21 protein-coding genes and 1 tRNA gene are annotated in these 26,506 nt (G+C 37.4%); 8 read left to right on the forward strand and 14 right to left on the reverse strand.

Features of this window, described 5'->3' with window-relative positions; translation table 11 throughout:
* Positions 1–276 precede the first annotated feature (276 nt).
* From MSKOL_RS03745 to MSKOL_RS03770, 5 genes are all read right to left on the reverse strand, one after another.
* On the reverse strand, positions 277–462 hold the full coding sequence (locus tag MSKOL_RS03745; protein ID WP_048118281.1) for a CxxC-x17-CxxC domain-containing protein: 186 nt from the start codon (positions 460–462) through the stop codon (positions 277–279).
* A gap of 322 nt (positions 463–784) precedes the next feature.
* Positions 785–1,117, reverse strand: coding sequence for a translation initiation factor eIF-1A (eif1A, locus tag MSKOL_RS19065; RefSeq protein ID WP_082091021.1), 333 nt, complete (start codon positions 1,115–1,117; stop codon positions 785–787).
* A gap of 269 nt (positions 1,118–1,386) precedes the next feature.
* Positions 1,387–1,569 carry a CxxC-x17-CxxC domain-containing protein gene (locus MSKOL_RS03755; RefSeq protein ID WP_048118287.1) on the reverse strand — a complete coding sequence of 61 codons (183 nt, stop codon included), beginning with the start codon at positions 1,567–1,569 and terminating at the stop codon, positions 1,387–1,389.
* A 1,021-nt stretch (positions 1,570–2,590) separates the two neighbouring features.
* On the reverse strand, positions 2,591–3,313 hold the full coding sequence (locus MSKOL_RS03760) for a flavodoxin family protein (RefSeq protein ID WP_048153793.1): 723 nt from the start codon (positions 3,311–3,313) through the stop codon (positions 2,591–2,593).
* Between the two features lie 571 nt (positions 3,314–3,884).
* Entirely contained in the window at positions 3,885–4,712 is an 828-nt protein-coding gene (locus MSKOL_RS03770; RefSeq protein ID WP_048153796.1) for a TrmB family transcriptional regulator, read from the reverse strand.
* A 237-nt stretch (positions 4,713–4,949) separates the two neighbouring features.
* Here MSKOL_RS03770 and MSKOL_RS03775 point away from each other — a divergent pair, with 237 nt between their 5' ends.
* On the forward strand, positions 4,950–5,663 hold the full coding sequence (locus MSKOL_RS03775; RefSeq protein WP_231592420.1) for a cyclopropane-fatty-acyl-phospholipid synthase family protein: 714 nt from the start codon (positions 4,950–4,952) through the stop codon (positions 5,661–5,663).
* A 921-nt stretch (positions 5,664–6,584) separates the two neighbouring features.
* Here MSKOL_RS03775 and MSKOL_RS03780 read toward each other — a convergent pair.
* On the reverse strand, positions 6,585–8,018 hold the full coding sequence (locus MSKOL_RS03780) for a carbon starvation protein A (RefSeq protein WP_048153800.1): 1,434 nt from the start codon (positions 8,016–8,018) through the stop codon (positions 6,585–6,587).
* Positions 8,019–8,330: 312 nt separating this feature from the next.
* On the opposite strand from MSKOL_RS03780, the gene MSKOL_RS21290 reads away from it, so the two are divergent.
* Positions 8,331–8,453, forward strand: coding sequence for a hypothetical protein (locus tag MSKOL_RS21290; protein WP_255351965.1), 123 nt, complete (start codon positions 8,331–8,333; stop codon positions 8,451–8,453).
* Between the two features lie 95 nt (positions 8,454–8,548).
* Here the strand turns inward: MSKOL_RS21290 and MSKOL_RS03785 are convergent.
* Together MSKOL_RS03785 and MSKOL_RS03790 are read right to left on the reverse strand one after the other, a co-directional pair.
* Positions 8,549–8,622, reverse strand: a tRNA-Val gene (locus MSKOL_RS03785).
* A gap of 1,225 nt (positions 8,623–9,847) precedes the next feature.
* Positions 9,848–11,881: a replication factor C large subunit gene (locus tag MSKOL_RS03790; protein WP_082091022.1), complete on the reverse strand. Its 2,034-nt coding sequence runs from the start codon at positions 11,879–11,881 to the stop codon at positions 9,848–9,850.
* Between the two features lie 501 nt (positions 11,882–12,382).
* On the opposite strand from MSKOL_RS03790, the gene mtxX reads away from it, so the two are divergent.
* From mtxX to MSKOL_RS20910, 4 genes are all read left to right on the forward strand, one after another.
* On the forward strand, positions 12,383–13,234 hold the full coding sequence (gene mtxX, locus MSKOL_RS03795) for a methanogenesis marker protein Mmp4/MtxX (RefSeq protein WP_048153802.1): 852 nt from the start codon (positions 12,383–12,385) through the stop codon (positions 13,232–13,234).
* A 4-nt stretch (positions 13,235–13,238) separates the two neighbouring features.
* Positions 13,239–13,832, forward strand: coding sequence for a tetrahydromethanopterin S-methyltransferase subunit A (locus tag MSKOL_RS03800; RefSeq protein WP_082091023.1), 594 nt, complete (start codon positions 13,239–13,241; stop codon positions 13,830–13,832).
* A 99-nt stretch (positions 13,833–13,931) separates the two neighbouring features.
* Positions 13,932–14,864: a tetrahydromethanopterin S-methyltransferase subunit H gene (mtrH, locus tag MSKOL_RS03805; RefSeq protein ID WP_048153804.1), complete on the forward strand. Its 933-nt coding sequence runs from the start codon at positions 13,932–13,934 to the stop codon at positions 14,862–14,864.
* Positions 14,865–15,014: 150 nt separating this feature from the next.
* The gene (locus tag MSKOL_RS20910; RefSeq protein ID WP_156150952.1) at positions 15,015–15,305 is read left to right on the forward strand and encodes a hypothetical protein; all 291 of its coding nucleotides are present in this window, start codon (positions 15,015–15,017) and stop codon (positions 15,303–15,305) included.
* A gap of 205 nt (positions 15,306–15,510) precedes the next feature.
* On the opposite strand, the gene MSKOL_RS03815 is transcribed toward MSKOL_RS20910, so the two are convergent.
* On the reverse strand, positions 15,511–15,981 hold the full coding sequence (locus MSKOL_RS03815; protein WP_048153809.1) for a flavodoxin domain-containing protein: 471 nt from the start codon (positions 15,979–15,981) through the stop codon (positions 15,511–15,513).
* Between the two features lie 202 nt (positions 15,982–16,183).
* Entirely contained in the window at positions 16,184–17,989 is a 1,806-nt protein-coding gene (locus MSKOL_RS03820; RefSeq protein WP_048153811.1) for a PAS domain-containing protein, read from the reverse strand.
* Between the two features lie 667 nt (positions 17,990–18,656).
* On the opposite strand from MSKOL_RS03820, the gene MSKOL_RS19770 reads away from it, so the two are divergent.
* Entirely contained in the window at positions 18,657–18,830 is a 174-nt protein-coding gene (locus MSKOL_RS19770) for a hypothetical protein (protein ID WP_156150953.1), read from the forward strand.
* 810 nt (positions 18,831–19,640) lie between these two features.
* Here the strand turns inward: MSKOL_RS19770 and MSKOL_RS03825 are convergent.
* Positions 19,641–20,795 carry a hypothetical protein gene (locus MSKOL_RS03825; protein WP_048153813.1) on the reverse strand — a complete coding sequence of 385 codons (1,155 nt, stop codon included), beginning with the start codon at positions 20,793–20,795 and terminating at the stop codon, positions 19,641–19,643.
* Positions 20,796–21,556: 761 nt separating this feature from the next.
* Here MSKOL_RS03825 and MSKOL_RS03830 point away from each other — a divergent pair.
* Positions 21,557–23,008, forward strand: a complete 1,452-nt coding sequence (locus tag MSKOL_RS03830) for a flippase (protein WP_048153815.1) — start codon at positions 21,557–21,559, stop codon at positions 23,006–23,008.
* A gap of 408 nt (positions 23,009–23,416) precedes the next feature.
* On the opposite strand, the gene MSKOL_RS03835 is transcribed toward MSKOL_RS03830, so the two are convergent.
* Genes MSKOL_RS03835 through MSKOL_RS03845 form a run of 3 tightly spaced genes read right to left on the reverse strand, consistent with a single transcriptional unit; the run spans position 23,417 to position 26,500 of the window.
* Positions 23,417–24,583, reverse strand: a complete 1,167-nt coding sequence (locus MSKOL_RS03835; RefSeq protein WP_048118326.1) for an acylneuraminate cytidylyltransferase — start codon at positions 24,581–24,583, stop codon at positions 23,417–23,419.
* A 1-nt stretch (position 24,584) separates the two neighbouring features.
* On the reverse strand, positions 24,585–25,520 hold the full coding sequence (locus MSKOL_RS03840; RefSeq protein ID WP_231592422.1) for an N-acetylneuraminate synthase family protein: 936 nt from the start codon (positions 25,518–25,520) through the stop codon (positions 24,585–24,587).
* A gap of 32 nt (positions 25,521–25,552) precedes the next feature.
* Positions 25,553–26,500: a GDP-L-fucose synthase gene (locus tag MSKOL_RS03845; protein WP_048123656.1), complete on the reverse strand. Its 948-nt coding sequence runs from the start codon at positions 26,498–26,500 to the stop codon at positions 25,553–25,555.
* Positions 26,501–26,506: the final 6 nt, after the last annotated feature.

Below are 26,506 nucleotides of genomic sequence, written 5' to 3' on the forward strand. Positions count from 1 at the left end.
CCTTTTTGGACCTTTAAAGGGCTATTTTTAAACACCTTTATATCTCGAAAACTCAGATTCGAAAACTCAGATTTTTAATTTCCCAATGTCTACAAACGTACTCGGGGAAGATTTCAGTAGCTTACTAGCCCAGTAGCTTACCCGCCTGAAAAATATATTAAAACTGAATGAACGTGATAAGTAGTTAACTTAAAAAGCATATCCAGAATCTATGTGAATTTTAAAAAAGTGGAAAAGAAATAAGTGTTGATGCAAACTTAATTGCAGAAATAACACTTAGTATCTGCGGTTTTCTCTGGGTGTCCTGTGGTTAGGAAGACATTCTCTACAGTAAACCGGTCTTTCTGGATCAGGTTTGAAAGGCACTTCGGTTTCAGCACCGCAATCAGAACAGGTTGTCTTGTGCATTTCTCTGGGAGCGCCGAAATTGTTTCCTCTAAAGTTTCTGTCATTAAAAGCCATTTTTGTTTCACCTTTGTTTTAGTTTTTGTTAATTGTTTAAAATAAGATTGTATAGAACTCTTTGTTTAAAATCAAAAATTGGTTTTTAACAACAGATGGTTATACGGATCTTTATTTGTCAACATATGTACATCAAGCTTAAAATATATAAATCTATCTATGAAAAACTGAAACCATACTTTCTCAAATGAGAAAATACCTTCTGTCCAGGGCTTACGGAACAAATAAAAGTGACCAAGATATGGATTTCAGGCATCTTTTTTCAGATACCTTTATTTCAGTTACCTATCTTATGCTAGGCATCTTATTCGATAATTTCAAATCAGTACTTAATGTAGCCTTTACGTTCAAGCCATTCTACCTGGGGCCTTGTGTATTTCCAGGCTATTTCAGCTTTAGAGTCCTGTACTTCCCAGGGATTGGCTATGACAATATCGCCTTCATGAATCCACATTCTCTTCTTTTTAGAGCCAGGGATTCTGCCCATGCGGACAACTCCATCCATACACTGAAGCGTTACCCTTTTCGAGCCAAGTAAACTTGATACTGTTGCCAGGACTTCATTTCTGTCCTTGCGGGGAATTCTTACCCTAGATACTTCAGGGTTATCTCCTGAGTTTACGGGCTTTGTCGATCCTGATCTCCGTTTTCTAATAGTGCTTCTGTAATTAGCCAGGTTAATTCCTCCTCGATAATCTTTGATTGATTTCTATATAAGTTGAGTTAAAAACTGATAAGTTGAAAATTAAATAATTAGCACCAATTATTATTCTCGATGCTGTTTTGTTCCTTCTTTTTCCTGCTCCACTAGTGGAAATAAGTAAAGAAACAAAGAGAATAAACCAAAAAAACAAAAAGAAAAGATGAATCAGGTGTCAATGTAAAAGTTAATTACAAATTAATAACACCTGATGCAGATTATCCTTAGAATTTTCTGTGGTTAGGAAGACAGTCCCTGCAGTATACTGGCCTGCCTTCGGTGGGTTTGAAAGGTACTTCGGTCTCAACACCGCAATCAGAACAGGTCACTTTTGTCATTTCCCTTGGTCCGCTGTTACCACGGAAACCTCTGGAATTTCCCCTGAAATTTCTGTCATTAAAAGCCATTTTCGTTTCACCTCCGCTCTAGCGGATAGTCAATAGTTTAAAAACAAGATTGTATAGACCCTTAAATTAAAAAACAAAAATTGGTTTTTAATAACAGATTATACGTCTCTTTATTTTCAACACATATACTAGATAGTCAAATTATATAAATACACCTATAGAAAAGTAAATGCACTCTTTCAAGTGTGAGATAACTTTACAATCAAAGTTGTAAAATGTGTATAAATAACTGAAATTCTGATTCCGGCTATTATCGGTTAAGTAAAACTTATAGGCCCTACAACATGCTCCCTTTTAGATCCATATAATATCGAGTTTTCAGTTAATCACTTTTTCACCAAAGTTAGGGGAGATTTCAACAGAGACCACAGACAGCAAAAATATATCAAAACTAAGTTTATCGTGGAGAAGATTCCTTCTTTTGTATTAGGCGGTCCAGTTCGGATAGCTTTCCTTGATCCATAATTCACATTCATTGATCACCGGTTGAGGAATTCTCTTTCCCGGAAACTATCGATTTTTCATTAGAAGCCTGCCTTAAGTTTTTGCCTCTTTACATGAAATCGATACCCTGTTCCAGTTCACAATTTCTTAAAATATTTAATGCACAGTGAGGAAATTGACGCAATTTGTTCACAATTTCTCACTTAACCGAAGACGCATGAATTCAAATTTAGTAGAATATAATCGGTTATCAGGTTTTCACTTCAAGCAGAAAAATCTCCCCCAAAGGGAAAGATCACTTTTATCAAAAAGGCCCTCTGGGGTGCTACTTCTAAACTCTTTTTAATTTAAAAAACTCGCGAGTTCTCAATTTTACTAATTTCACAACCATATTGGGGGAGATCAAAGAAACTGCCGACGGAAAAAATATATTTCAAATTAATTGTGAATGCTCCGGAAAATTGGATTAAAAACATGGAAAATCTATTTTCAATCCACTAACTTCAAAAAATTTAAAATTTATGGAGGTGAACTGTGTTAGGGAAGTGAACTGTGTTAGGGAAGTGAACTGTGTTAATCACTTCTCTAGTTCGTCCAGGCACTGCTGGAAATACTGATTTACTATCTGGATATACATCTCTTTTGGAAGGAGGTCACGACTTACAATATCAAGGGTTTCCTGTGACATTTTTTGTTCCTTTGCGAGCTGGCGGCCTGCCTCTTTTGCTGCCTCAAAAATATCATCTATAGGTGCACCCATTTCTAGCATACCAGGAATTGCTTCACCATGAGGGCGCAAAAGTGCCCCTGCAAATTCGGCCGATGCGTTCTTGCAAAAGGCTTTCATAAACACAATCAAGGGGTCGAAATTCTCTTTTTCCCAGAAACCGCAGTTGGAAACAAGTACAAATTTGGGGACCTTAGTTTTCACACGCGCCGGATGGCGGCAATGTTCATCTCGCAGCTCAAAAAAAGGCTCTACTCTGGGGATCGTTCTATCAATCAAATTCTTCATTGGACCTGTGACTCCATCTACATAAAGTGGGGTAGCAAATACTATAACATCAGCGACATCGATCCTGGGATATAATATGTTCATATCGTCATTTTGGTAACATTTACCCGGAGTCTTCAGCCAACAGTTTAACTCACCTGTGCAGGGATTGATATTTAGTTTCCTTGTATAAAACAATTCTACCTCCGCCCCTGCCTCTTTCATTCCTTCAAGAAAGGGATTTAATATCAAAGCCGTATTGCCTTTATCCATCCTGGGACTGGAATTTATTGCCAGAACTTTCATATGTGATTTCCTCCAATTTACCTTAACCACATTTAACAAGAAATGAGCTGATGTTTTGGTACGTCAAAAAGTAGTCCTTTAAAGCTTCTATTTTTTACATCACATTTTTCGGGTCTTACTAAAATTAAAAAAGCTCCACTGATAAAATCTTACGTTAAACTATTAATTACATCCAAACATATAAATATATTTGAGAAACCACACTAACTGCATTAGTAATGAATTGAACGTGAAGAATTTTAAATACGAAAAAGATCACTTTTTCAAAAAGGCCCTGCGAAGGGCTCCTTCTAAACTCCTTTTATATTTACAAAAACTAAGGGCTTTCAATTTCGCTTTTCTAATCCTTTTCCTAACAAACGTATATGGGGGAGACTTAAGCAGACCGCCGGCAGGAAAAATATATTTTTTTAATATGGCTGCAATGAATAAACTTTGAAGGCATCAAAAAGAGAGTTCAAAAGTTTCGATTTTACGTTCATCTTCAGGAAAAAGAGGCAAAAACTAATAGAAAAATTGAAATTTACGGATATCTTTGCAAGTCAAGTCAGAGAAACCTTTGCAAGTCAAGTCAGAGAAACAATTCGCCCTTTGTCCAGAGTTCATCAAATTTTGTCTTGAATCGCTTAGCATATGATTCATCATATATTCGTGCCATACCGAGATTTCTACTCATATTGAACTGATCTTCAATATCTATCAGGGTTATCTTAGAATCAATGATTGTAAAATTGTATTCGTTTTCTAAAATTCTTATTTCCATCAGATCCTTAAAATAGCGTTTAAACGACAGGTCTTCTATCGAATCAATAAGCTCTTTTAATGATGGCAGTAATTGTGATCCCGGGTCTAAAATTTTAACTTTTATGCCACGTTCTATTAAACTCAAATAAGCTTTGCTAAAGGTGGATACTGAGGTATCATATAGCTCCGATCTTCCAGGCTTGTACTTCATATGGATTACAACGCATATTTCATGCTCGATTTTCTCAAAAGATGAATTTACCATTTCTTTTAGTTCATTATTACGAAATCTGTCAGGCCAGAAGACAGTTTCAGCATTTTGTGGTGAATTGTCGTTGCAGAGTTCCCTTTCGATTTCATCAAATGTTTCTTTGAACATTTTGAGCTCATTGAGTGTTTCTTCCTCTTTTCTTTTGTACATAAGTTTAAATGCGCTTTTAGGATCAACAGCTCGGTATCTCTGTGGTCTTGACGGTTGGATTTCAACAAGCTCATAGTTTTTGAGGGCTTTGAGAACCTCATAGATTTTTCCTATAGGGACTTTCGATGCATGTGATAATTTGCTTGCTTCAATAAAATCTTGTTTTAAAAGTGTTAGGTAAACTGAACTCTCATACCTGTTCAATCCAATTTTTGCAAGTAATTTTTCATTCATCTTTTCACTACTTTTCAGTTTATTGTAGAGTAAAACGGTTATCTTTCTGAACGATATTAAGACTACTGTTCAAGCATATGAAGGTAAAGTTGTTAAGTTAAAGGCTATACTGACTGAATACATCCGTTCAAATAAAAAAACAATATGTGATGAAGGTTGCCTCGAAATCTATAGAACAATTCTAAATAAAAAAACTCCATAAAATAATATGGGATGGATTAACTAAAAGTGGTCAAGATGATGTTTACAAAAAGTAACAAATATGATTTTGATTTTGCTAAAGAAAACATGATGGGACCAAACTCAATGAAGATTCTTGAAGAAGTATCAGAATCTTTGAAGCTTGAGAAAGACATGAGAATACTCGATCTTGGATGTGGGAGAGGGCTGACCTCGATATTCCTGGCAAAAGAATATGATGTTACAGTTTTTGCAACTGATCTCTGGATAAGTGCAACAGATAACTATGAGAGAATTAAGTCAATGGGACTGGAAGATAAAATAATACCAATACATTCAGAAGCCCACGATTTGCCGTTTGCACATGAATTTTTTGATCTTGCTATAAGCGTAGATGCCTATCATTATTTTGGAATCGAAGCAGATTATTTGACAAAGCATTTTGCTCCACTCGTAAAAAAAGGAGGGCAAATTGCAGTTGCAGTTCCGGGCTTGAAGCAGGAATTTACAAATGGAATTCCAGCAGAATTAGTGCCATACTGGTTTGATGATATGACTTTAACTCTACACTCATGTGATTGGTGGTATAATTTATGGAAAAACTCTGATTTGGTAAGTATTAAAGAATGCAAAGAATTAAATTGTTTTGAAGAAGCATGGAAAGACTGGCTTATGTGTGACAACGACTTTGCTCGTAGGGATATAGGAATGATGGAAGCAGAAGGTGGAAACTACTTTAATCTGGTTTCAATCATAGCTACAAAGTTATGATTCAAAATCTGTTGAGGAGCTCAAGACTTGGCCTACAAAGTTCCGTTCATTAACTTCCTTAGATCGGTATGAGATCTTCAGGGATGTGGTTTTGGGAGAAATAAGGTTATATGGATTCCATAGAACATCATCGATTTCATAGAAGGACATAAGTCTATATTTGTAATTTCATTTGTAATTTCAACACAATGTTAGTTTGGGATAGATTCTACTTAAAAATTTCAAGTAAAGCAGAAGAACATAGTGATATTTTTAAAAACCAAACATGAAATTATTCAAATTAGAGGCGAAAAGAAACGAAAGTACTTTTCAAGTCATATTGCTTTCATTCCAAACAGATAAAGGAAAAAAATGAGTGGTTGGAAACTGCTACTCTTCAACTGTATGTTGCAGTGTTTTCGGAACCTGAAGAGAGGTTCATTTAAATCTAAAAATTCCTCCCAAAGGAAAAGATCACTTTGGGCAAAAAGGCCTTGCAAAAGACCCCTTTTAAACTCCTTTTAAACTCCTTTTAAACTCCTTTTAAACTCCTTTTAAACTCCTTTTAAACTCCTTTTGAATCTTCGAAATTCACGAACTTTCGATTTCATTTTGATTTTACAACCGTATTAGGGAAAGATTCCAGTAGTCCGTCGGCTGGAAAAATATATTAAAACTGAACTAACAATGAGGAAAAGTTCACATTCAATCTGAAAAATCCTTCCCCAAAAGGAAAAGATCACTTTTATCAAAAAGGTCCTGCGACGGGCTCCTTTTAAACTTCGTTTGAATCCGTAAAATTCACGGGTTTTTAATTTCACTTTTCCTAACAACCGTATTTGGGGAAGATTAAGCAGACCGCTAGCAGGAAAAATATATTTTGTAAAGTATTAGGGATAAGATTTTCATTTTATACCTGGCGGTCAATTATCCTTATATTTTTTACTCACTGTGCAAAACTAATGGTAGAGATCTTTTTCTTAAAAAGGTGGCAAATAGACCGAAAGCGATAGCTGCACAGATTACTCCTGCAGGATAAGTGATACTGCTAGGTAAGCCGAACCCCTCAGGAGCCTGTAAGATATACGTTGTCACCACTGCTGTCATAAATGTGGCCGGAATCGTGGTGATCCAGTGAAATTTGTCGTTATTAGACAGATATACCGCAGATGTCCAGAGTACTATAGTAGCCAGTGCCTGATTCGAGAAAGCGAAGTAGCGCCAGACTATAGTAAAGTCGATCATTGTTAGACTGAATCCTATAGCAAATAGTGGAATAGCTATTATCAACCTGTTCTTTATAGGTTTCTGATCCAGGCGCATGGCATCGGCTATGGTCAGACGTGCACTTCTGAACGCTGTATCTCCAGATGTAACTGGACATGCAATAACGCCCAGGATAGCAAGAATCCCTCCTGCAGGTCCCAGCAAACCCAGTGATACATTTTTTACCACCAGGGCAGCACCTCCTGCATCGACAACTTCACTCAGGCCGGCTATTCCTTCTGGGAAAAAAGACATTGCAGCAGCAGCCCAGATGAGAGCGATAACCCCTTCTGCTATCATGGCTCCGTAAAAAACACGTCTGCCATATTTTTCATTAGGCAGACATCTGGCCATTATCGGGGACTGGGTTGAATGGAACCCACTAACAGCTCCGCAGGCTATGGTTATGAAAAGCATAGGCCACAGAGGAAGGCCGTCAGGATGAGAACTTCTTAAGGTTATTTCGGGTATATCATATCCTTTGATGAGAAGCGTGGAACAAATACCCAATGCCATTATCAATAGGACTGCTCCGAATAAGGGGTAGATACGGCTTATGATCTTGTCAATAGGAACAACAGTAGCCAGGAAGTAATAGAGAAGGATAATAGCTAGCCAGAAGTTTGGTTTTGCCAGTAGCCCTGTAAACCCCAGACTTGCCAGAAGTCCAGCAGGTCCGGACATAAATACCGTCCCTATAAGTATGAGTAATATGACGGAGAATGCAATCATGACAATCCTTGCCTGTTTGCCTAAATATATCCCCACAATCTCTGCAATGCTCTTTCCCTCGTGACGGATGCTTAGCATTCCGGAAAAGTAATCATGTACCCCTCCTGCAAAAATGCTGCCCAGGACAATCCACAGGAAAGCAGCCGGACCGTATAAGGCTCCTAAAATAGCGCCATATATAGGGCCCAGGCCAGCAATGTTGAGGAACTGGATGAGAAATATCCTGGGCCAGCTGAGAGGGACAAAATCAACACCGTCTTCATGGGTGTATGCAGGTGTCCTTCGTGATGGATCAGCTCCGAATACTTTTTCGACAAACGCACCATATAATAAATAACCCAGTATAAGAAAGATCAGAGAAATCAGGAAACTTATCATATTATTTAGCGATGAAATTTTTGTTATTTGTTGGTTTCTATTTAGCAATGAAATTTTTGATATTTGCTGACTTCCCTCAAATGTACTCAAAACCCGTTTGCTGTCAATAAGTTTGGGAGTAAAGCAAAATAGTACCAGTTACTATCGGTTATAGTTTTACGTGACGTATTCTGTGAATTATTTACCTGGCCATTTTGGTTGTATCAATTGACTCCAGTGACCAAACTAAAGTTGATGAAGACATTACAATTATATCTGGGGATAATTAAAGTTCACAAAACTCAGACCAAAACCAGAGAAATAATATCTTCCATGGGACTTACACAATCAGGAGTAAGCATTACAGGAGAAACGGTTCATATTTTCAAAACAGAATATAAAGGTAAACTTTTGGATGTAATTTCTCTTGAAAAAGAGCTTAAATGTGAACTTTAAGTACACAAAGATGCAAAAGCTAAACTAGAAACAAAAGTTGGAATATTATAAAATAAGAATTTATAACACATATTAAAAAAATGTGGTAAATAATGTGGGCCCGCTGAGATTCGAACTCAGGATCCCCGCCGTGTAAAGGCGATGTCATGACCGACTAGACCACGAGCCCATTTTGCCTGTATTTTCAGAATCGCTCTAAGAGCAAAACCAAAATGTCACTAGTTATATATATCTCTTTTGTTAGGGGAGAAAACCAGGACCTATCTGAAAGTTAGTTATGCCATTAAATAAAACCCATCTTCACTAAATAATATTATAATTACATCAAATTATACTGGTATTTCTTTATAAATTAAGATATTATACAAAACAAGGAAATACTATTACATATACTTCTTTTTTTCGTAAAAGGGGAATCATAAATTACTTATATGCCAGATTTTCACTATATAGGTTAAATTATATAATAAAAAAGACCTATTCAATGTTTTATTTCTAAATTTAAATATTTATTTACAAAGATAAAAGAAAATTAATGAATACTTTGTGTTATACAACCAAAATTATTCCATTTATATTCCATACTGAAAGAATTCAGAATGGATAAAAAAGCTAAGCAAAATATATTTATATGAGATTAGCATGAAATAACTTGTGAGCGGGTCTCTATTTTATATGATAACCCCAACACCCAACACCCCAATTCATACTCCCAACCCGCTCATCTTATTCTCACAAAAATAGAAATATATATTTAGGGAAACAATTCAAAGACTCAAAGTCATGAGTTTCTATAAACGTACTGGACACTAAATCGTAATCCCTAGCTGTGAATATGGTACCAGAGGCTCATTTAGAAGCCAACTTAGTTATTAAATGATTAAAAAAAGGGAATTTGGATAGGTTCAGTACTTAACTCTACCTGATAGTCATTTATAGACTTTTAATCCTGAAAGTAGAATTTCTAGCTAAAATAAAAAACCGTAAACTATAAACTGGTAATTATAAATCATCAACTATATAAATGAAAAGCTATTTATAAGATGAATAAGTATTCATCTCGAGTGAGCGGGTCTCTTTTCCATAGTATAACCCCAAAACAATATCCCCCAACTATTTCCCCCAACTATTCCCCAAACTCTCCAGCCCGCTCACAGATTTTACTTAATTTATATTGACTGTGTTCAGCAGTTCAGAAATTTTTCAGCCAATTTATACTAACTCGCCCAGTTTTGCATCTAAACTTCCTTCTTATTTATTCACATAATCTGGAAAATTGATATGCTACATATTAGCAGTAGTCAGAAAGATCAATCAGAAAAATCAATTCGTCTCTTACTTAACAAAAGGTAAGAAAACTAAAGGAAATTAAGAAAATAAACAAGGTCAGAAAATTAGAAGTCGAAAAGCGTTTTTTGTGTTTTCGACTCGACTTTTTTAGGAGTTTCGCTGGCTTTGACCTCAGGTTTTTCAGCCTTATCTGAAACTTTTTTGATAATGGGTTCACTGTTTATAGATTTCCCGACTCTGGATAATTCGGGAGAAATGCTGTTTTCTGTCGGTTCGGAGTCAGAAAAGGCTTCCTTCTCAAAGGTCTCGGGCAGGGATGAAGAATTCTTAGCCTTAAGATTATCGTGTTCAGGTAAACTGAATGTAAGGCTATCAGATTTGAGCCCAATCTCATCAATCCCTGCCTGATCCTGCTCCGGCATAAGAGTATCGGAAGTAAAATTATCAGGTTTTAGGTTATCCGATTTTAGGTTATCTAATGTTAGGTTTTCCGATTTTAGGTTATCTGATGTTAGGTTATCCGATTTTAGGTTCTCCGATTTTAGGTTATCTAATGTTAGGTTTTCCGATTTTAGGTTATCCGATTTTAGGTTATCCGGTTTGAAGGTATCAGAAGCATCATTTCCAGAATTCGTAGTTTCTGGAGAAATCTCAGATAAGACAACAAAACCAAAGTTAAGAGTCTTCTGCCCGACCTGGGAAGTCCTGGAGTCAGGAACTTCAAGCCCCTCAGAATGTTTCTCAGCTTTTTCTTTAGAGGTTTTAACCGAGAAACCAGAAGGGTCTTCTTTACTATTGCCTGAGGGAGCAGGAGCCCTGAAAAACTCAGTTCCATCAGCTTCTTCTTTTCCTTCAAGGAGAAGTTCCTGCGCCCTGTCATAGATTTTCTGCAGCTTTTTACTGGCTTTTGCGCTACCCGAGAGATATATCAATTCCTCAAGTTCAAGCTTGAGGTCTGCAGTAATTTCAACTGCGGATTCTTCATTCTTTAACATATGAGAGTAAAGATCCAGAAGGTTATTTCTTGAATAACGCATGGACTCGAAGTTGTGTTCTCCAACTTTAGAAGCTATATTATCCCTGAGGTCTCGTTTCGAACGTATCTGCCCCATTTTCTTCCAGAGAGAAGGAGGCTGGTACTTAATAAATCCGGGGTAGGGCCGTGTCTTTGAGACTGCAGTTCCGCAGACCATCAACATGCTCGCATACCTCCACATCCTATAGTTCTGGCGTTTTTTTACGCGCCCAAGATAAAGATCAGCCCTGGAGAGATAACCAAAGCCAGTTTTTATATCCTCAAGATTTCCATCTTTAGAGGCGTACTGGACAGGCAGGTTTTCATCTATCCAGTGTACAAGGTCTTCAGGGCTTTCATCAAGCCCGCGAGCTACTTCCAGCGCCTTTTTACAGTCCGTGCTCTTAAATATTCTCTGCATCGCCTTGAAGATGTTTTCCTTGACGTCTCTGCCTGAAGTGCTGATGTCCTCAACTTCCAGAGTTTTTCTCCCTGTAGCCGTAGCCTGAAGGTCGTTGATTGCACTTCTTAGATCGCCTCCCGCCCCTTCAGCGATTTGCTGGACTGCATCCATACTGCATGAAATTTCCTCGCTCTCGCATACCTTCTTCAAAGCAGGAACCATTGAGCGGCTCTGCACTGAGCCGAACTTTATTTCCAGACAAAGATTCCGGATAGTGGGAGTCAACCCATAAACATCGTTTGCAATCAGCACTATGGGTTGAAGCGTACTCTTTATAATTCCTGCAATAGCCCGCATTCCGCCCCTGTCTGCAGTCCCGTGAATATTATCCGCTTCGTCCAGGATAATCAGGCGTTTTCCTCCAAAGAGAGTATTCATTGAAGCGGCCGATCCAGCAATCTTTTCAATAACACCTGCAGTTCTCTGGTCACTTGCATTGAGTTCAATGACTTCCCAATCCAGATCACGGGCAAGAGCGTGGGCAGTAGAAGTCTTCCCTACTCCTGCAGGCCCATGAAGGATCACTGCCCTTCTCTCTGGAATGCCTGAAAGCCATTTCTCAGCCCAGGTCCGCAAATCCTGTACCGCCTTCCTGTTCCCTACAATCTCCTTCAGGGTCTGTGGACGGTATTTCTCAGCCCATTCAATTGCCAACGTCATCTTAAACCATACCAATAAAAAAAGAACTCATTCTTAACTCTATACATTTTAATTTCTTCATTATGTAATAATCTTTATCCCTACAATCCTCTGATACCGATTTTTAAATAACAATGCTAAATTTACACTTTGATATGTATTAAAGTCTTTTTGCTCCCATTAAAACAATATCTTCAATTGCCAGAACAAATTTAAAAAGAAAACCTGTTATTCCTCCCTCCCTCCGTCCCTATTACCAGCACTCTCCTTGGCTTTAGCCCGCCAATACTTATAATCAACCATTAAAACAAAAAAACTCAATTTGTATACTCTTTAGGGATTCGAAAATCAGTTCCTCTAGCCCATAATTCAGCCCTCTTGAGCGAACGAAGTGAGCGAAAAGGGCACCGTCCTCCCGAGACGGGACTCGGGTGACGGAACTTGGGAGGGATAAAATTAATTAATGATCGTGTTTGTACTTCTTTGAACTACTTAATATCTTACACAACAGTCAGGATGGATATGGAAAAGAATAGCATGGATGCCCTCCTTGAGGCTATCGAAATGAGGGCCAGGGCTAACAGGGCCAGAGTAGCTATGGGAATAAGGGATCCGAATCCCAAAATGCTAGAGAGTGCCTGGAAAGCCCAGGAACTGGGATATGCACAGGTCGTCCTGGTGGGAATTAAGAAGGAAATTGATAATATCGGCACAGAACTCGAGGTAGTGGACACAGACGAGCCCGAGAAGACTCTTGCGGAACTTATGATTTCAAGAAAAGTCGATGCAGCAATAAGAGGCACTGCAAAGGCATCGGGAGCTCTGGCTCACCTCAAAGAAGCTCTAGGAAAGAAAAGAATCTGCCGGCTTGCTCTGCTCCTCACGGTTGACGGGACACCTTTCTTTCTCGCCCCTGTAGGGATCGATGAGGGGAACACCATTTCAGACAAACTCAGGATGATAACGCTAGGTGCCGAACACATAAGGAGATTCGGGATAGAGCCTAAGGTTGGTGTGCTGTCGGGGGGCAGAATTGGAGACATCGGAAGGAATAAACGTGTGGACAGGACTCTTGCAGACGGAGAATTCGTGACAAGGCGGGCTGTTGAACTCGGGATCAATGCTAAGCATTACACAATTCTTATTGAAGACGCCATAAAAGAATCGAACTTTATTGTTGCCCCTGATGGAATTTCGGGGAACCTCATTTTCAGGACAATTGCTTTCCTGGGTGGGGGTGACGGGCTTGGAGCGCCTGTGCTTATGGACGATTATGTTTTTGTAGATACATCAAGAGTAGGTGGGCATTTTACGAAAGCCATAATGCTTGCAAGTGCACTGTCTCACCTTAATAAGGAAAGACAAAAAAGGTGATTTGTTGAAAAACATTGCAGATACATGGCCAATAGTAAAAGGTGACTACATGGTAGGAAATCCGAGATCCCGGATTGCAGTGGTAACTCTTGCGAGCCAGATAAATCCCTCACCTGAAGCGGCCCTATGGGGGAGCTCAAAAACCGAAAATCTGGGAGTCGAAAAAATAATCGTAAATACTATCTCAAATTCCAATATAAGGTACATCCTTATCTGCGGGACGGAATCAAGGGGGCACCTGGCAGGCCATTCCCTGCTCGCAATCCATGCAAATGGGATTGACGAAAAGGGAAGAATTATTGGTTCTGAGGGGGCCATCCCTTTCATAGAAAACATATCTAAAGAAGCAGTCAAACGCTTTCAGCAACAGGTAGTGCTTCTTGACAGAATAGGACTGACAAACCTCGAGGAAATAATAAAAATTGTGAGAAAATATAAGGATCGGGGGGAAGTTTATCCGGAGGAACCTCTTGTAGCTATTTCCCAGAAGAAAAGACAATCTACTTTCACGATTCCTCATTCAGGTGATATAATAGTCTCCGAAGAGTTTGTTATGGACTCAACTTCAGGAGTTGTTTGTCCTACAGAGGATTTTTAATTTCCAATTAAGAGATCTACTTCGAGTGTACATTATTCGAGTGCAAATTACCATATTTTGAAACAAAATACTAGCCTGTAGATTTTGAGGGTGTAAAAAATGTTTAAGTTTCAGAAAGAACAGGAAATCGTTAACATCGCAGGAGTGAAGATGGGTGGACAGCCAGGAGAGCTTCCTACCGTGCTTGCAGGTACTATCTTTTATGATAAGCATGATATCGTAAAAGACGTTGCAAGAGGCCTGTTTGACCGGGATGCTGCCGAAAAACTGATAAATCTGCAGGAATCAAGTGCGGAAGAAACAGGAAACCCGCATATAATCCACATTTTCGGTACTACCCCTGAAAGCATTACCCGTTACATTGATTTTGTGGCCGAAATATCAGAAGCTCCTTTTCTTATCGACTCCCCCGAAGGAACCGTGCGTTCCCATGCTGCAAAATATGTTAGCGAGATCGGGCTTGCAGACAAAGCAATCTATAACTCTATAAACATGAGCGTAAATGCATCTGAAATTGAAGCTCTTGCTCTATCTGATATTGACAGCTCGATAATCCTTGGCTTCAATGCAACAGACTCATCTCTGAAGGGCAGGATGGAAATGCTGGAAAATGGAGCAGGCCTTCTGGAAGAGGGATTACTTTCAATTGCAGACAGATGCGGGATAATTAACAAGCTTATAGACCCGAGCATCACTCCTATGGGAAATGGAGCAGGTGTAGCCCTGAAGATGACGATCACCGCAAAAGCAAAATGGGGGCACCCAACAGGCTCGGGAATCCACAATGCACCCTCGGCCTGGAACTGGCTGAATAAGAAGAAAGAGAAAGACCCTATTCTCTACAAAATCTGTGATGTAGGTTCAACCTGCTTGCAGCAAGCAGCAGCCGGAGATTTCATCCTCTATGGGCCCATCGAGTATGCCCCCTACATATTCCCGATGGCTGCCATGAGCGACATAATGATTTCTGAAGCTGTAGCTGACCTCGACATAGAGACTGCTTCCCGGCATCCTATAAACCTGCTTGTATAATTCCCGAGTCTCGCAAGCCTTTCCAAAAAACTGCTTGCCCGCAAGCCTTTTCAAAAAACTGCTTGCCCGCAAGCCTTTTCAAAAAAGGCTTGAGCGAAAACCTCAAGAAACATTTGAGTTTGAGACTCTTGTCCCCGGACCCTATTCGGCGTGATCAACCGGCGCAACGGTTGCAGCACAAGCCTTTTCATAAAATTGCTTGCCTGCAAGCCTTTTCAAAATAGACTTGAGCAAAAACCTCAAGAAACATTTGAGTTTGAGAACCTTATCCCCAAACCCCGCCACGAAATCGGTTTCGACTGGTATACCAAGGACGAGAAACATTTAAGTTTGAGGGCCTTATCCCCAAACCCTATCGGCGTGATCAACCGGCGCAACGGTTGGTTCAAGACAATGAATTATGGGCTAGAGAAACTGATATTCAACTCGCTCCGAGACTGATTTTCCCAAGGTTCGAAAGCGAGGTAAGTTAATACACTGAAGATGCTAAAAAACAGAGGTATAGTCTTTAGGTGTTTCCTGCATCTTCGGTGGTTTCTACAATTTAAGTTGGTTTTCCGTCCTGTATTTTCACGGTTACCGGACTTAGAGTAGGTTTAGATATCCTACCCTAAGTCCGTATGTTCGTTTGCTTTTAAAACTGAGGTTAACTCGGTGCTCTCTGTGGTTGTGGCGTTTTGCTGCTTTTATGCTTTAGCTTTTCGGCAATGTCAACTCCAAGCCTTTTGCACTCCTGTATGTCCTTGTCTGTGGGCTTGTGCAGTATCCTGAGCACAGGGTCTATGACAGTCATTCCCATGTCTCGCATTTTTTCGGCTATCAGTATAGGTGCTTCTCCGCTCCATCCATACGATCCGAAAGCAGCCCCTAATTTTCCTTTTGGATTTGTGGAAACTAGAGTTTCATCCATGAATTTTTCCATGGGCTGAAGCATCCGGTAGTAAAAAGTCGAGGAACCGACTGCAATTGCATCGGCTTCGTAAAGATCCTCTAGTTTTACGTCATAAAAACTAATAGCTTTTGCATCCACATGTTTTGACTCAATTCCGCTAGCTATTGCTTCTGCCATAGCTTTTGTATTCCCCGAGGTACTGAGATAAACTACTATCGCCTTCAATCTTATCCCCCACTATGTAAGATCTTATATTAATGCCAGTAACGGACAAAAAGTGATCAAAACAGGTTTGCGTATTTCCCAAAAGCTGGAAAACAGGGCGAAACCCAAGATATTCTCACTTTTCAACCCTGCATTAATTATAAAAATTAATTTAGATAAGGATTTCGTCCAGGGTCAGGTTGACTTTACGTATGAAAAAATATTATCCAAGGTCTGCCACAATACGGAGAGGAGCTATATAGTTCACTACCTGGAGGGCTACACTCTCAAGAAAATTGCGTATGTTCTGTGGAATCCTGTCTGTAGTATGAGAAGCAAAATTAAGGCTGCCTATAATTTCTCCTCTGTGCTTCATAGGAATCACGGCGATTGCAGTAAGTTTTTCTTTCCTGATTAAATCTGCCATTCGATCTGCAAAAAAATCCATTCTGTAGACCGGCTTCTCAGTCCATATCTGCCGAGCTTCAGGAGAATCTGCCCTATATATCGAAATACTTTTCACAAATTCGGGAGAAAGTCCACGGTGTGCAACCAGATTAATCTGGTCCAGAAGTTCGTCTTTCAAGTATATGCCTGCAGCATCTATCTCTTCTATTTTCAGGCAGGCGTCAAGGATCTGGTTAAGCATGGTCTGGAGATTCCAGGTAGTACTGAGGGATACTCCCAGCTCTCTCTGGATTTCGAGCATTTTCTCAGCTTCTTTTCTCTCAGTGACATCGACGACTATTCCCTGAAAATGAGTGACTTTGCCTTCACTGTCTCGCTGGATAAGTGTTCGGTCTTCGACCCAGCGTATACTTCCGCCTCTGGTAATAATTCTATATTCCATCTCAAAGGAATCATATCCTTCTCTTACCGAGCGTTCCAGACTTTCAACCACTGCCTGAATATCTTCTCTATGGATTATGTTCCCATAATGTACTTTTCCGGAAAGAAAATCTTCTACTGAGTACCCAAACTGCGTTACGTTTTCAGAAATATAATCCACAGGCCAGTATTCTAAATTTACAGGCAACTTTTCTAAATTTACAGGCAATTTTTCTATATTTTTCCTTAGAAAAGCTACTGCCGGACTTTTATTAATTATACTTTTCAGCATTTCCTGCGTTTTTAGTGATTTTCTCAGGGCTTTTTCAGTTTTCTTTCTATGAGTTATATCCAGCACTATTCCCTGAAAGCAGGCTACTTTTCCTTCTATATCTCTCTGGATAAAGGTTCTCTCGTTTACCCACAACATATCTCCGGCTTTTGTAAAAATCCTGTACTCAGAGTTGAAGCTTACCTCCCCTTTTTGAATGCTCCTTTCAAGCTCTTCTTCTACTCTTTTTAGGTCATCAGGGTGTATGATTTTTCCGTACTGAATTTTCTGTGATAGAAAGTCATCAACTGTGTATCCAAACTGTACTACATTATCGGATACAAAAATCGCAGGCCAGTATTTTTCATTCTTCCAGAGAAAAACCACTGCAGGACTATTATTAACTGCTATAGTCAATACTTTCTGCATTTTAAGAGTTTTTTTCAGTTCTTCTTCGCTTTCTTTCCGCCTGGTGATATCGAGCACTACGCCCTGGAAGTGTGTAGCCTCTCCGCCGGTATCTCTCTGGATAAATGTCCTTTCGTTTATCCATCGAATATCTCCTGTTTTTGTTACAATCCTGTACTCCAGGCTGAACGCAGAAGCCTTACTTTTTACTTTTTTCTCAAATACTTCTTCAACCTCTTTGAGATCATCGAAGTATATTATATCTTTATATCGCATCCTGCCAGAAGTGAAATCTTCTACCGAGTATCCGAATTTCGCCACATTTTCGGAGACAAACTCCACAGGCCATTTATCTTCGTTTTTCAAGAGAAAGAGCACTACGTGACTGTTATTGATCATCATTCTCAGAGTTTCTTCTTTTTCCAGAGCTGCGTGGAGAGCTTCTCCTCTTACGTTATTTTTACTGCCTGCAATATGGAAGTTCGCATTTAAAGCTCCATAGTCCTCTGAATCCTTATCCATCTCTACAATTACCCCTCACAAAGCATTTTTCTTGCAAACTTAGCAATCTTTGACTTCCGACCCTCATCCATCTATATAATTACCTTCACAGGGGTTCTTTAACATCCACTTCCTGTGTTCCTGTATTCTTGCTTCCTGTATTTTCGCTTTCTGTATTCTCGCTTTTTATCTATATTTTATTTATATAATACATGCCTATATAATATCCATTTTTTGATTACAATGTTTTATTTGTTTAGCATGAAAATGCTGCCATCTGCAAGCGCTTTCATTGGGTGTGCATATTATTCAAAGAGTGTCATGTTCGTTTTTGTTATTATTAATGCTAAAAATGCTAAAAGCGATAACTATAAATAACCAGTTTTTTTAGCTCCCCAATACTCGGCTTTATGTATCGAATTTTGATATAGCCCGCCGAGGGGAAAATATATATAGTAAATGTACGGTAATAAGAATCCGTACTCCTGATTTACAGGTATCAGTCTGCAGCTAGAGAAACTCTGGTGTTAAGCTTCCATCATTACACCACCATGAATATACTCTAAAATCTGAATGTCTATCATGAACCCCTTCATTGATCAGACGTGTAAAAGTTAAAAGATCTCAAAATGGGACTTTTATCTGCAAGCGTGAAGCCAAAGTGGATTTCTAGGGGACGATACAGTAATTGAGTAAACCAGTAAATCTGGAGTACAATAAAGAAATATGGCAAAAACTCAAAAATGGCGAAAGTCTAAAACAACGTAAAACCTCCATTAAAGAAAAATGGCAAAAACCTAAAAATGGCAAAAGTCTAAAACAACATAAAACCTCCATTAAAGAAAAATGGCAAAAAACCTAAAAATGGCAAAAAACCCAAAAATGGCAAAAAGTCTAAAACAACATAAAACCTCCATTAAAGATCTGCGGTAGGGTAAGAGGGAGACTCTACTTCAGTTTCTTTATGTACTACTTATATTGTTATCTGCTCTAATGGCTCATTTTTCAGAAGAAGCCTTAATTTCCAACCTCCCCGTAAGGACATGGAAAACTAAACTTCCGGACCCTCAACATAACATAAAAACAATTTGTTTTACTCAGATAATACTTAATTCGGTTTTGAAGAGAGATCTACAGTTCTAAAATTATAACTGGTAAGAGTTAGTGAATAAGTACTCAAACGAACTTCTTTTCAAAGAATTTAATAAAAAATAGAAGAAACTGTGAACGGGTATAATTTCCTCATGGTTAATTTTTGTAGTTTATTAGGGTGTGATCTTGTAGATGTGGTCCAGAGCATGCCCGTTCACTATGCAATTGATACAAAAACCTTCTTGGTTATATAAATATTTGGATATTATTATATTATCTTGCCTTTTTGTGAAAATACTGGAAACTTTTACGGCTCAAAAATAGACTTTTATCCAATTGTGATATCTAGTCACGCCTGTAATTGTTGCAACAAAAAACTTCATTGTACCTCATTGGGCAGTTGCATTATTTAGCTTCGTGGCTATAAGGTAATGACACGAGCGATAGTCAAAAAAGGGTAAGGGGAAAAGTACTTTCATTTCTTTGTGTCTGTTATTCGAAGAATATCATGTGTGTTCAGGAAATAAATGTCAGTAACCTGCTCGAAACAGCAGGATGCCATAACAAAAGCTGGTTAACGTTAAATGTAGTGGTTTTCATTCAAACAATCAATAAACATTTCCCAACTATTTATTTCCGGTGTTCCTGGTATTTTAACATGGTTGTTTAAATAATTATTATATGCTTCAAGATCGATTGAGCAAATGTCACTCATATCAATACTTGTTTCATCGTCAATGTTGATGGGTATTTTGTTGAAACATTTGGCCATATTCATTATTATATTATTATGGTCAGTTTTGATGATTTCATCTGTGGTCATAAATATAACCGGCTTTTTATATAATGCTACAAAATTAAGAGCTGTACTCGAATGAGCAACAACAAGTCTGGATTTCCTAACCAGCTCTAAGGTATTATTGTAAATAACTTTTCTGTCCCCAAACAAATTTTTCCGAGCGGATCTTGGGTGAGCAGCTATGACTACCTGCAACATTGTTTTTTGTTCAAGTTTATCAAAAAACCTAGATATACTTGTATAATAGTTCATTGGCGTCACAGGAGGCTTTGATTTCATCACTTGAAAATCAGGATGATATGGAAGATATTCATCTAAAAAAACAATTATATTTTCAGGAGATACTTTTTTGTCCAGATTTGCTAAATATTTATCATAGTCTGAGTGATGAGTGTAAAGTATTTTTGTGTTTTTACCAATCGTAGGATCCAGTATATTAGAAAAGTAATTTGGAATTAATGCAAAATCTGCTTTTTTGATCAGAAATTGATTGAAAGTATTGGAATTGACTAATCGAATTATTAAATTTCGAAAATTTAGTCTTTTTATTCGTTCTTGTAATGATTTTTGGGATGATTCGAAGGTTCTTGATGGATGGTACGATATATCAAAAACGATATAAGGAACATTAAATTTCTTGTATAACCTATAAAGCCAAAGAGTTTTATAAGTGTAATAAACTGCACTAACTATAATTAGGTTGTTTTGATTTAAAATATCATATAGTTCTCTAATTTTGTTAATTTTTATAACTATTTTGTCATTGACCACCGGAGGGTCATATTTTAGATTTGGGGTTAATATTTTAGATATATCTATAAAAAAAACATTAAAACCATTTTTTTCAAAAGTTTCTACCCCAAACAACTCGAACTCAGTTCGCATTGGAGGATAAAAAGTAACAATTCCAATATTTTTTATTATTTTGTGTGACATAGATCGACTCAATTCCGAAACTCAATTCTAAAAGTAAGTATAACACCATTAAATAATTTGTAGTTCCATTAACAGTTGTGTAATTATAATAGTTATTATGTAATAATTATAAAGGGTAGAATTTTACAAATTATAATACATATTTTCAGCATTTCAAATCAAATTACATATAATAAGAAGCATTACTAGCTTATTTTCAAGATAAAATAGAGACTTTTTATTATTTTCTCGTCTTTTGAACGATGTTGGTCAACTGCCATCGGAATCAATGTCAAATTTTGGTGATCATATAAAATATTAAAAAGTCTCATAAAATACGTCAGACTCTAACAAATTACAGACTTTTCCGGCCCTTATTGGCATCATGAGACAACATTATATACTAAAGTTAACCTTAATAACTTTGATGGCTGTCACCATGAAGATCTTATTAACTCTTAAAATCCATAATGCCATTTCATTTGTATTCGGTTAAGGAATCTGTTAGCGTTAAAATGACTGCTACAATCGTCTATACATTTCGATTTACATTTATAGGTTTACAGAAATGACAACAAAAATAACACATTTCTTATAGATCACATCTTAACTGAATACAAATGAATTTTATTTAACATCGTCTTTGGAACTATAGAAATTTGAGAAAATTTTATATCAAAATATGGTAGTCTAAACCATCTTGCCAATCCAAAAATTAGAACATATCATTTTATTTAAACCGATTAATATCAGGTTTGATCACAAAAGGATTCGAGAAAAAAATGGCTGAATATAAACTATTTTTACAGAGAATTGGGCTAATAGGTATTACTCAATTGCTAACAAGTTTTAGTGGAGTTATTTTACTTCCAATTCTTACCAAAAATCTCCCTATCGAAGAGTATGGAATCTGGGCACAGATGCTGGTTACGATAGGAATATTCCCCGGAATTGTGATGCTTGGACTGCCTTATACTATGGTTCGATTCTTAGCTGCTTTAAATAAAAAAGAGGAAATCCAGGAAATTTTTTATTCCATATTTGTCCTGGTCTTACTTACAAGTGGAATAGCCTCATTATTTTTGTATATTTCCTCAGGTGTAGTCGCTCCAAAGTTGTTTGATGACAATATAAGAGTGGTTAAATTACTGTCTATAATTGTTTTCTTTGAATGTTTAATTAACCTGTTTGTAAGTTATTTAAGAGCTCGACAGCAGATCAAAAAGTATTCTTTTATTGTGTTCTTTAATGCAGCGGCTCAGATTCTTACTGTAAGTACCCTGGTTCTACTTGGAAAAGGAATCATTGGTGCTTCCATTGGTCTATTGATCACGGACCTACTTACATTTGTAATTCTGGCTTTTATCATCATTTTGGATGTGGGAATTAGAATACCTAAGTTTAAGAATATTAAAGAGTACTTAAACTTTGGAATACCAACAGTTCTGGGCAATTTTTCAAACTGGATTGTAAATGCAAGTGACAGATATGTGATTGGACTTCTCATCGGGACTGCTTATGTAGGGTACTACTCTCCAGGCTATTCCCTTGGGAATTTAATAAATATATTTATAGGGCCGCTTGTTTTTTTACTTCCTTCTGTTTTATCAAAATATTATGATGAAAATAATGTATACGAAGTACAGACAGTTTTAAGTTACTCACTCAGGTACTTGATGGCTATCTCAATACCTGCAGCTTTTGGGCTTTCTTTTCTTTCAAAACCCATTTTAACGATTTTGTCAACTCCAGAAATCGCAGCTCAAGGATACCTAATAACACCTTTTGTTGCTTTAAGTACCCTATTATATGGAGCCTATGTGATAGTCGCTCAGGCAATAGCCTTAAAAAAGAAAACAGTAATCTCAGGTCGAATATGGGTTATTGCAGCCACGCTAAATCTTGTACTTAATTTTCTCATAATCCCTTATCTAGGAATTATTGGAGCTGCTATAACGACTCTATTTGCATTCCTGGTTAGTCTGGGTTTAACAATTCATTATTCCTCAAAATTCTTGAAGTTTGATACAAATTTAGCATTTATGCTAAAAAGTATCCTTGCATCAATTTTAATGTCTCTTATAATTGTCCTATATACACCAGAGAGTCTCTTTGAAATTATGCTCACAATATGTGTATGTGTGCCGGTTTACTTTATTGCTTTATTCCTCTTGAAAGGTTTTGGAAAACAAGAATTTAAACTTTTATATGATATAATAAAAACCGACACCTGATCATGGTGAAAATCAGGCATAGTTTTGAGACCGCCTGAATGGAGTATTCACGATTATGGGAAAAGAGAATGAAATGAGCACATGAAAATGATACCTTGTGCACTTTCATGCTGTGTGACAAAAGTTATGCCATGAGTTGCTTTAATGCTGCCCCTTCCATTGGGGTAACCCTATCAGAAATGCAAAATAACTGATGCCTGATACAGAAAGGGTTTGAAAACATTTGAGCCGTATGAAGGAAAACTTTTAAGTATGTTTCCCTGGGGAGAAAGGAGGAGTAATCCTCCCGACTACTCGAAAAACGGTTAATAAATTGAGAATCTGCAGTTGGCTTTAGGATCTGTACAGTTGGCTTTAGGATCTCTTTTTTATCACATATATATTAGTTTAATATGTGCAAAAGTTTCTTTAAATATTCATTGTTAATATTTCGACAACTTCACGAATGACTCCTTCTCCGCCTTTCCTGGACAAAATATAATCAGATACATTTTTTACCTCATCTACGGCGTCATTCGGACAAAATGAAACTCCAGCCTTTTCCAATACGGGAATATCGTTTATATCGTCGCCGATGTAAACTATTTCTGAATATTCAAGACTGTATTTTTCTCTGAGCTCTTCAAAAATACTTAGTTTATCTACTATTCCTTGATAAACTTCATCTACCTTTAATTTATTCGCTCTGGCTTCTACAATCTTTGTTTTTTCTTTCGTAACTATTGCAGTTTTAATACCTTTTTCTCTTAATAATTGGATGCCCATTCCGTCTCTCGTATTGAATTTCTTCAACTCATCACCGTTTTCGGAGTAGTACATTCCACAATCGGTCATTACACCATCAACGTCAGTAATGAACAATTTTACATTTTTTAATTTTGATTTAAGATCTTTATTTACCTTATTTCTGGACAAAAGTAATTTTTCTATTATCTCCCAATCCGCAAGTTCGTCTATCTCATAATAGGTCTCTTCTGGCATTTTGTAATAGGCTATATTTCCTGAAATCCTGCACTTAGTTTCTTGCAATAGTTTTTTTGAAGTAATATAGAATGCACCGTTCTCTACAAGATAACCTTTAAAATCCTGCCTTCTGGGTCTATTTAGCGGATCATAATTCAAAGGTTTTACAAAATGATCTGAAGATTTATTCCATATAAAGCGCTTCTGCTCAACTACTGATAGGAGAGAGTCAGCTTCATAGTTCTCAAATGTCATTATTGCTTCTTCCAAATCTTTTGATGTTAAAAGAGGTGACGTAGCCTGAATTAAAATTATGTTTTCAAAGTCATGGAAGTTGGCAAATTCTAGCATCACAGATTCTGTACTTGCTGTATCGGTAGCAGTTTCAGGGCTTCGGTTTACAATTACTATTTTTTCATTTTTGATATTTCTCGCTACATCAATTATTTTTTCTGAGTCAGTGGATAAGTATACTTTTTCAATTTTGCTACAATTAATTGCAGCTTCGATTGTCCAGTAAATTAATGGTTTACCGGCAATTTTTTTGATATTTTTTAGAGGTATGCTCTTGCTTCCTCCTCTTGCCGGAATTAGTGCAATGTACTTTTTCAAGTCAGAACCTCTTTAATTTCTGTCTCTGAGTATCTTCAATATCCAGAATTTCTTTTTGTTTGTATGTTAAGGCTTTCGATACATTCTTTAAATCTCTTGTTAGTCTTCTCATTCCATCAGGTTCCAGGCTTGCAGCATGATCCGTTCCTTTCCACGTCCTATCAAGTGTAAAATGCCTTTCGAAATACTTCGCACCATAAGCAAGAGCAGCTATGTCTGCAGCAATTCCAAGATGATGGCCTGAAAAACCAATGCTTTTTACTCTATTCTCAAATGTTTTCCTTATTCTTAATATCTCATTGAGACAAATATCCTCAAAAGGAACAGGATAACCGGAAGTGCAACTATATATTACAAGATCTTTTGCACGACCTCTATCTTCAAAAAATTTTACAACTTTTTCTTCTTCTTCTTGTGTAGTCATTCCAAAAGATAAATGGATTTCTCCATCGTATTCTTTGCAAAGGTAATCAAGCATATTAAATTTAAGATTACATGCTGAAGGGATTTTGATCAATTCAGGATTAATAGATGTAATTTCCTTCGCAGACGTCATATCCCAGACAGATGTGGAATAAACTACACCCCAATCTTCACACCATTTTTTTAGTTGCTTATGTTGGTCCAGGTCAAATTCTAGAAATTCTCTATGTTCACCATAAGTTTTTCCGTAGGAATTATGAGGTACTGGGTGAGGTGCATTATATTCTTCGATAGTTAACAGCTCTTTAGGGGTTCTTTTCTGGAATTTAACAATGTCTACTTTACAGAATTCAGCTGCAACTTTTATCATTTCATGGGCAACTTCCATCTCACCTTTATGATTACAACCAACTTCAGCAATTACTTTTATGTCCTTCATTTTCTCCCTGCCTTTTATCTCTTGTTTGAGAGTCAGAATTAGCATGAAAATGCTGCCATCTGCAAGCACTTTCATTGGTTGTGCATATTATTCAAAGAATATCATGTTCATTTAGGTTGTGATCTCAACAAAATATACCACTCATAAGTTTCCCGAATCCCTTCCTTCAATGAGATCTTAGCTTTCCATCCCAACTTATTCAGCCTTGAAACATCCATCAACTTCCTCGGAGTCCCATCAGGCTTTGAAGTATCATACTTAATTTTCCCTTCAAATCCCACAATTTCTCTTATCAATTCAACAAGTTCACTTATAGTAACATCTTCTCCAACTCCAATATTCACAAATTCCCCTATCTCAGAATAGTCATAATTCTCCATTAAATAAACACATGCGTCCGCCATATCGTTTACATGCATAAATTCCCTGAGAGGCTTTCCTGTACCCCATACAATAACCTCAGGCTCATTATTTATCTTAGCCTCATAGAACTTCCTGATCAATGCAGGCATTACATGTGAAGTTTCAAGGTCAAAATTATCATTCGGCCCGTAAAGATTGGTCGGCATTACCGAGATGAAGTTAGTCCCATATTGCTGATTATAATGCTTGCAAAGCCTGATCCCTGCGATCTTTGCAATTGCATAGGCTTCGTTCGTTTCTTCAAGAGGTCCGGTTAATAGATATTCTTCTTTTAAGGGCTGCGGAGCTAATTTAGGGTAGATACAGGAAGAGCCCAGGAAAAGTAATTTTTTTACGCCATATCTATACGAAGCATGAATAATATTTGCTTCAATCATAAGATTTTCATAAATAAATTCGGCAGGATAGGTGTTATTAGCAAGAATCCCACCCACTTTTGCAGCGGCTAGAAAAACATATTCCGGTTTTTCCCGTTCAAAAAATTCATTGACTTCCTGCTGGTTTGCCAGGTCAAGCTCTTTATGGGTGCGGAGGATAAGATTGGAATAACCTTTAGATTCAAGTCTTCTTTTCAGAGCTGAACCTACAAGACCCCTGTGACCAGCTACGTAAATTTTTGAGTTTTTATCCATAATCAT

This window comes from Methanosarcina sp. Kolksee, assembly GCF_000969945.1.
Lineage (GTDB): Archaea > Halobacteriota > Methanosarcinia > Methanosarcinales > Methanosarcinaceae > Methanosarcina > Methanosarcina vacuolata.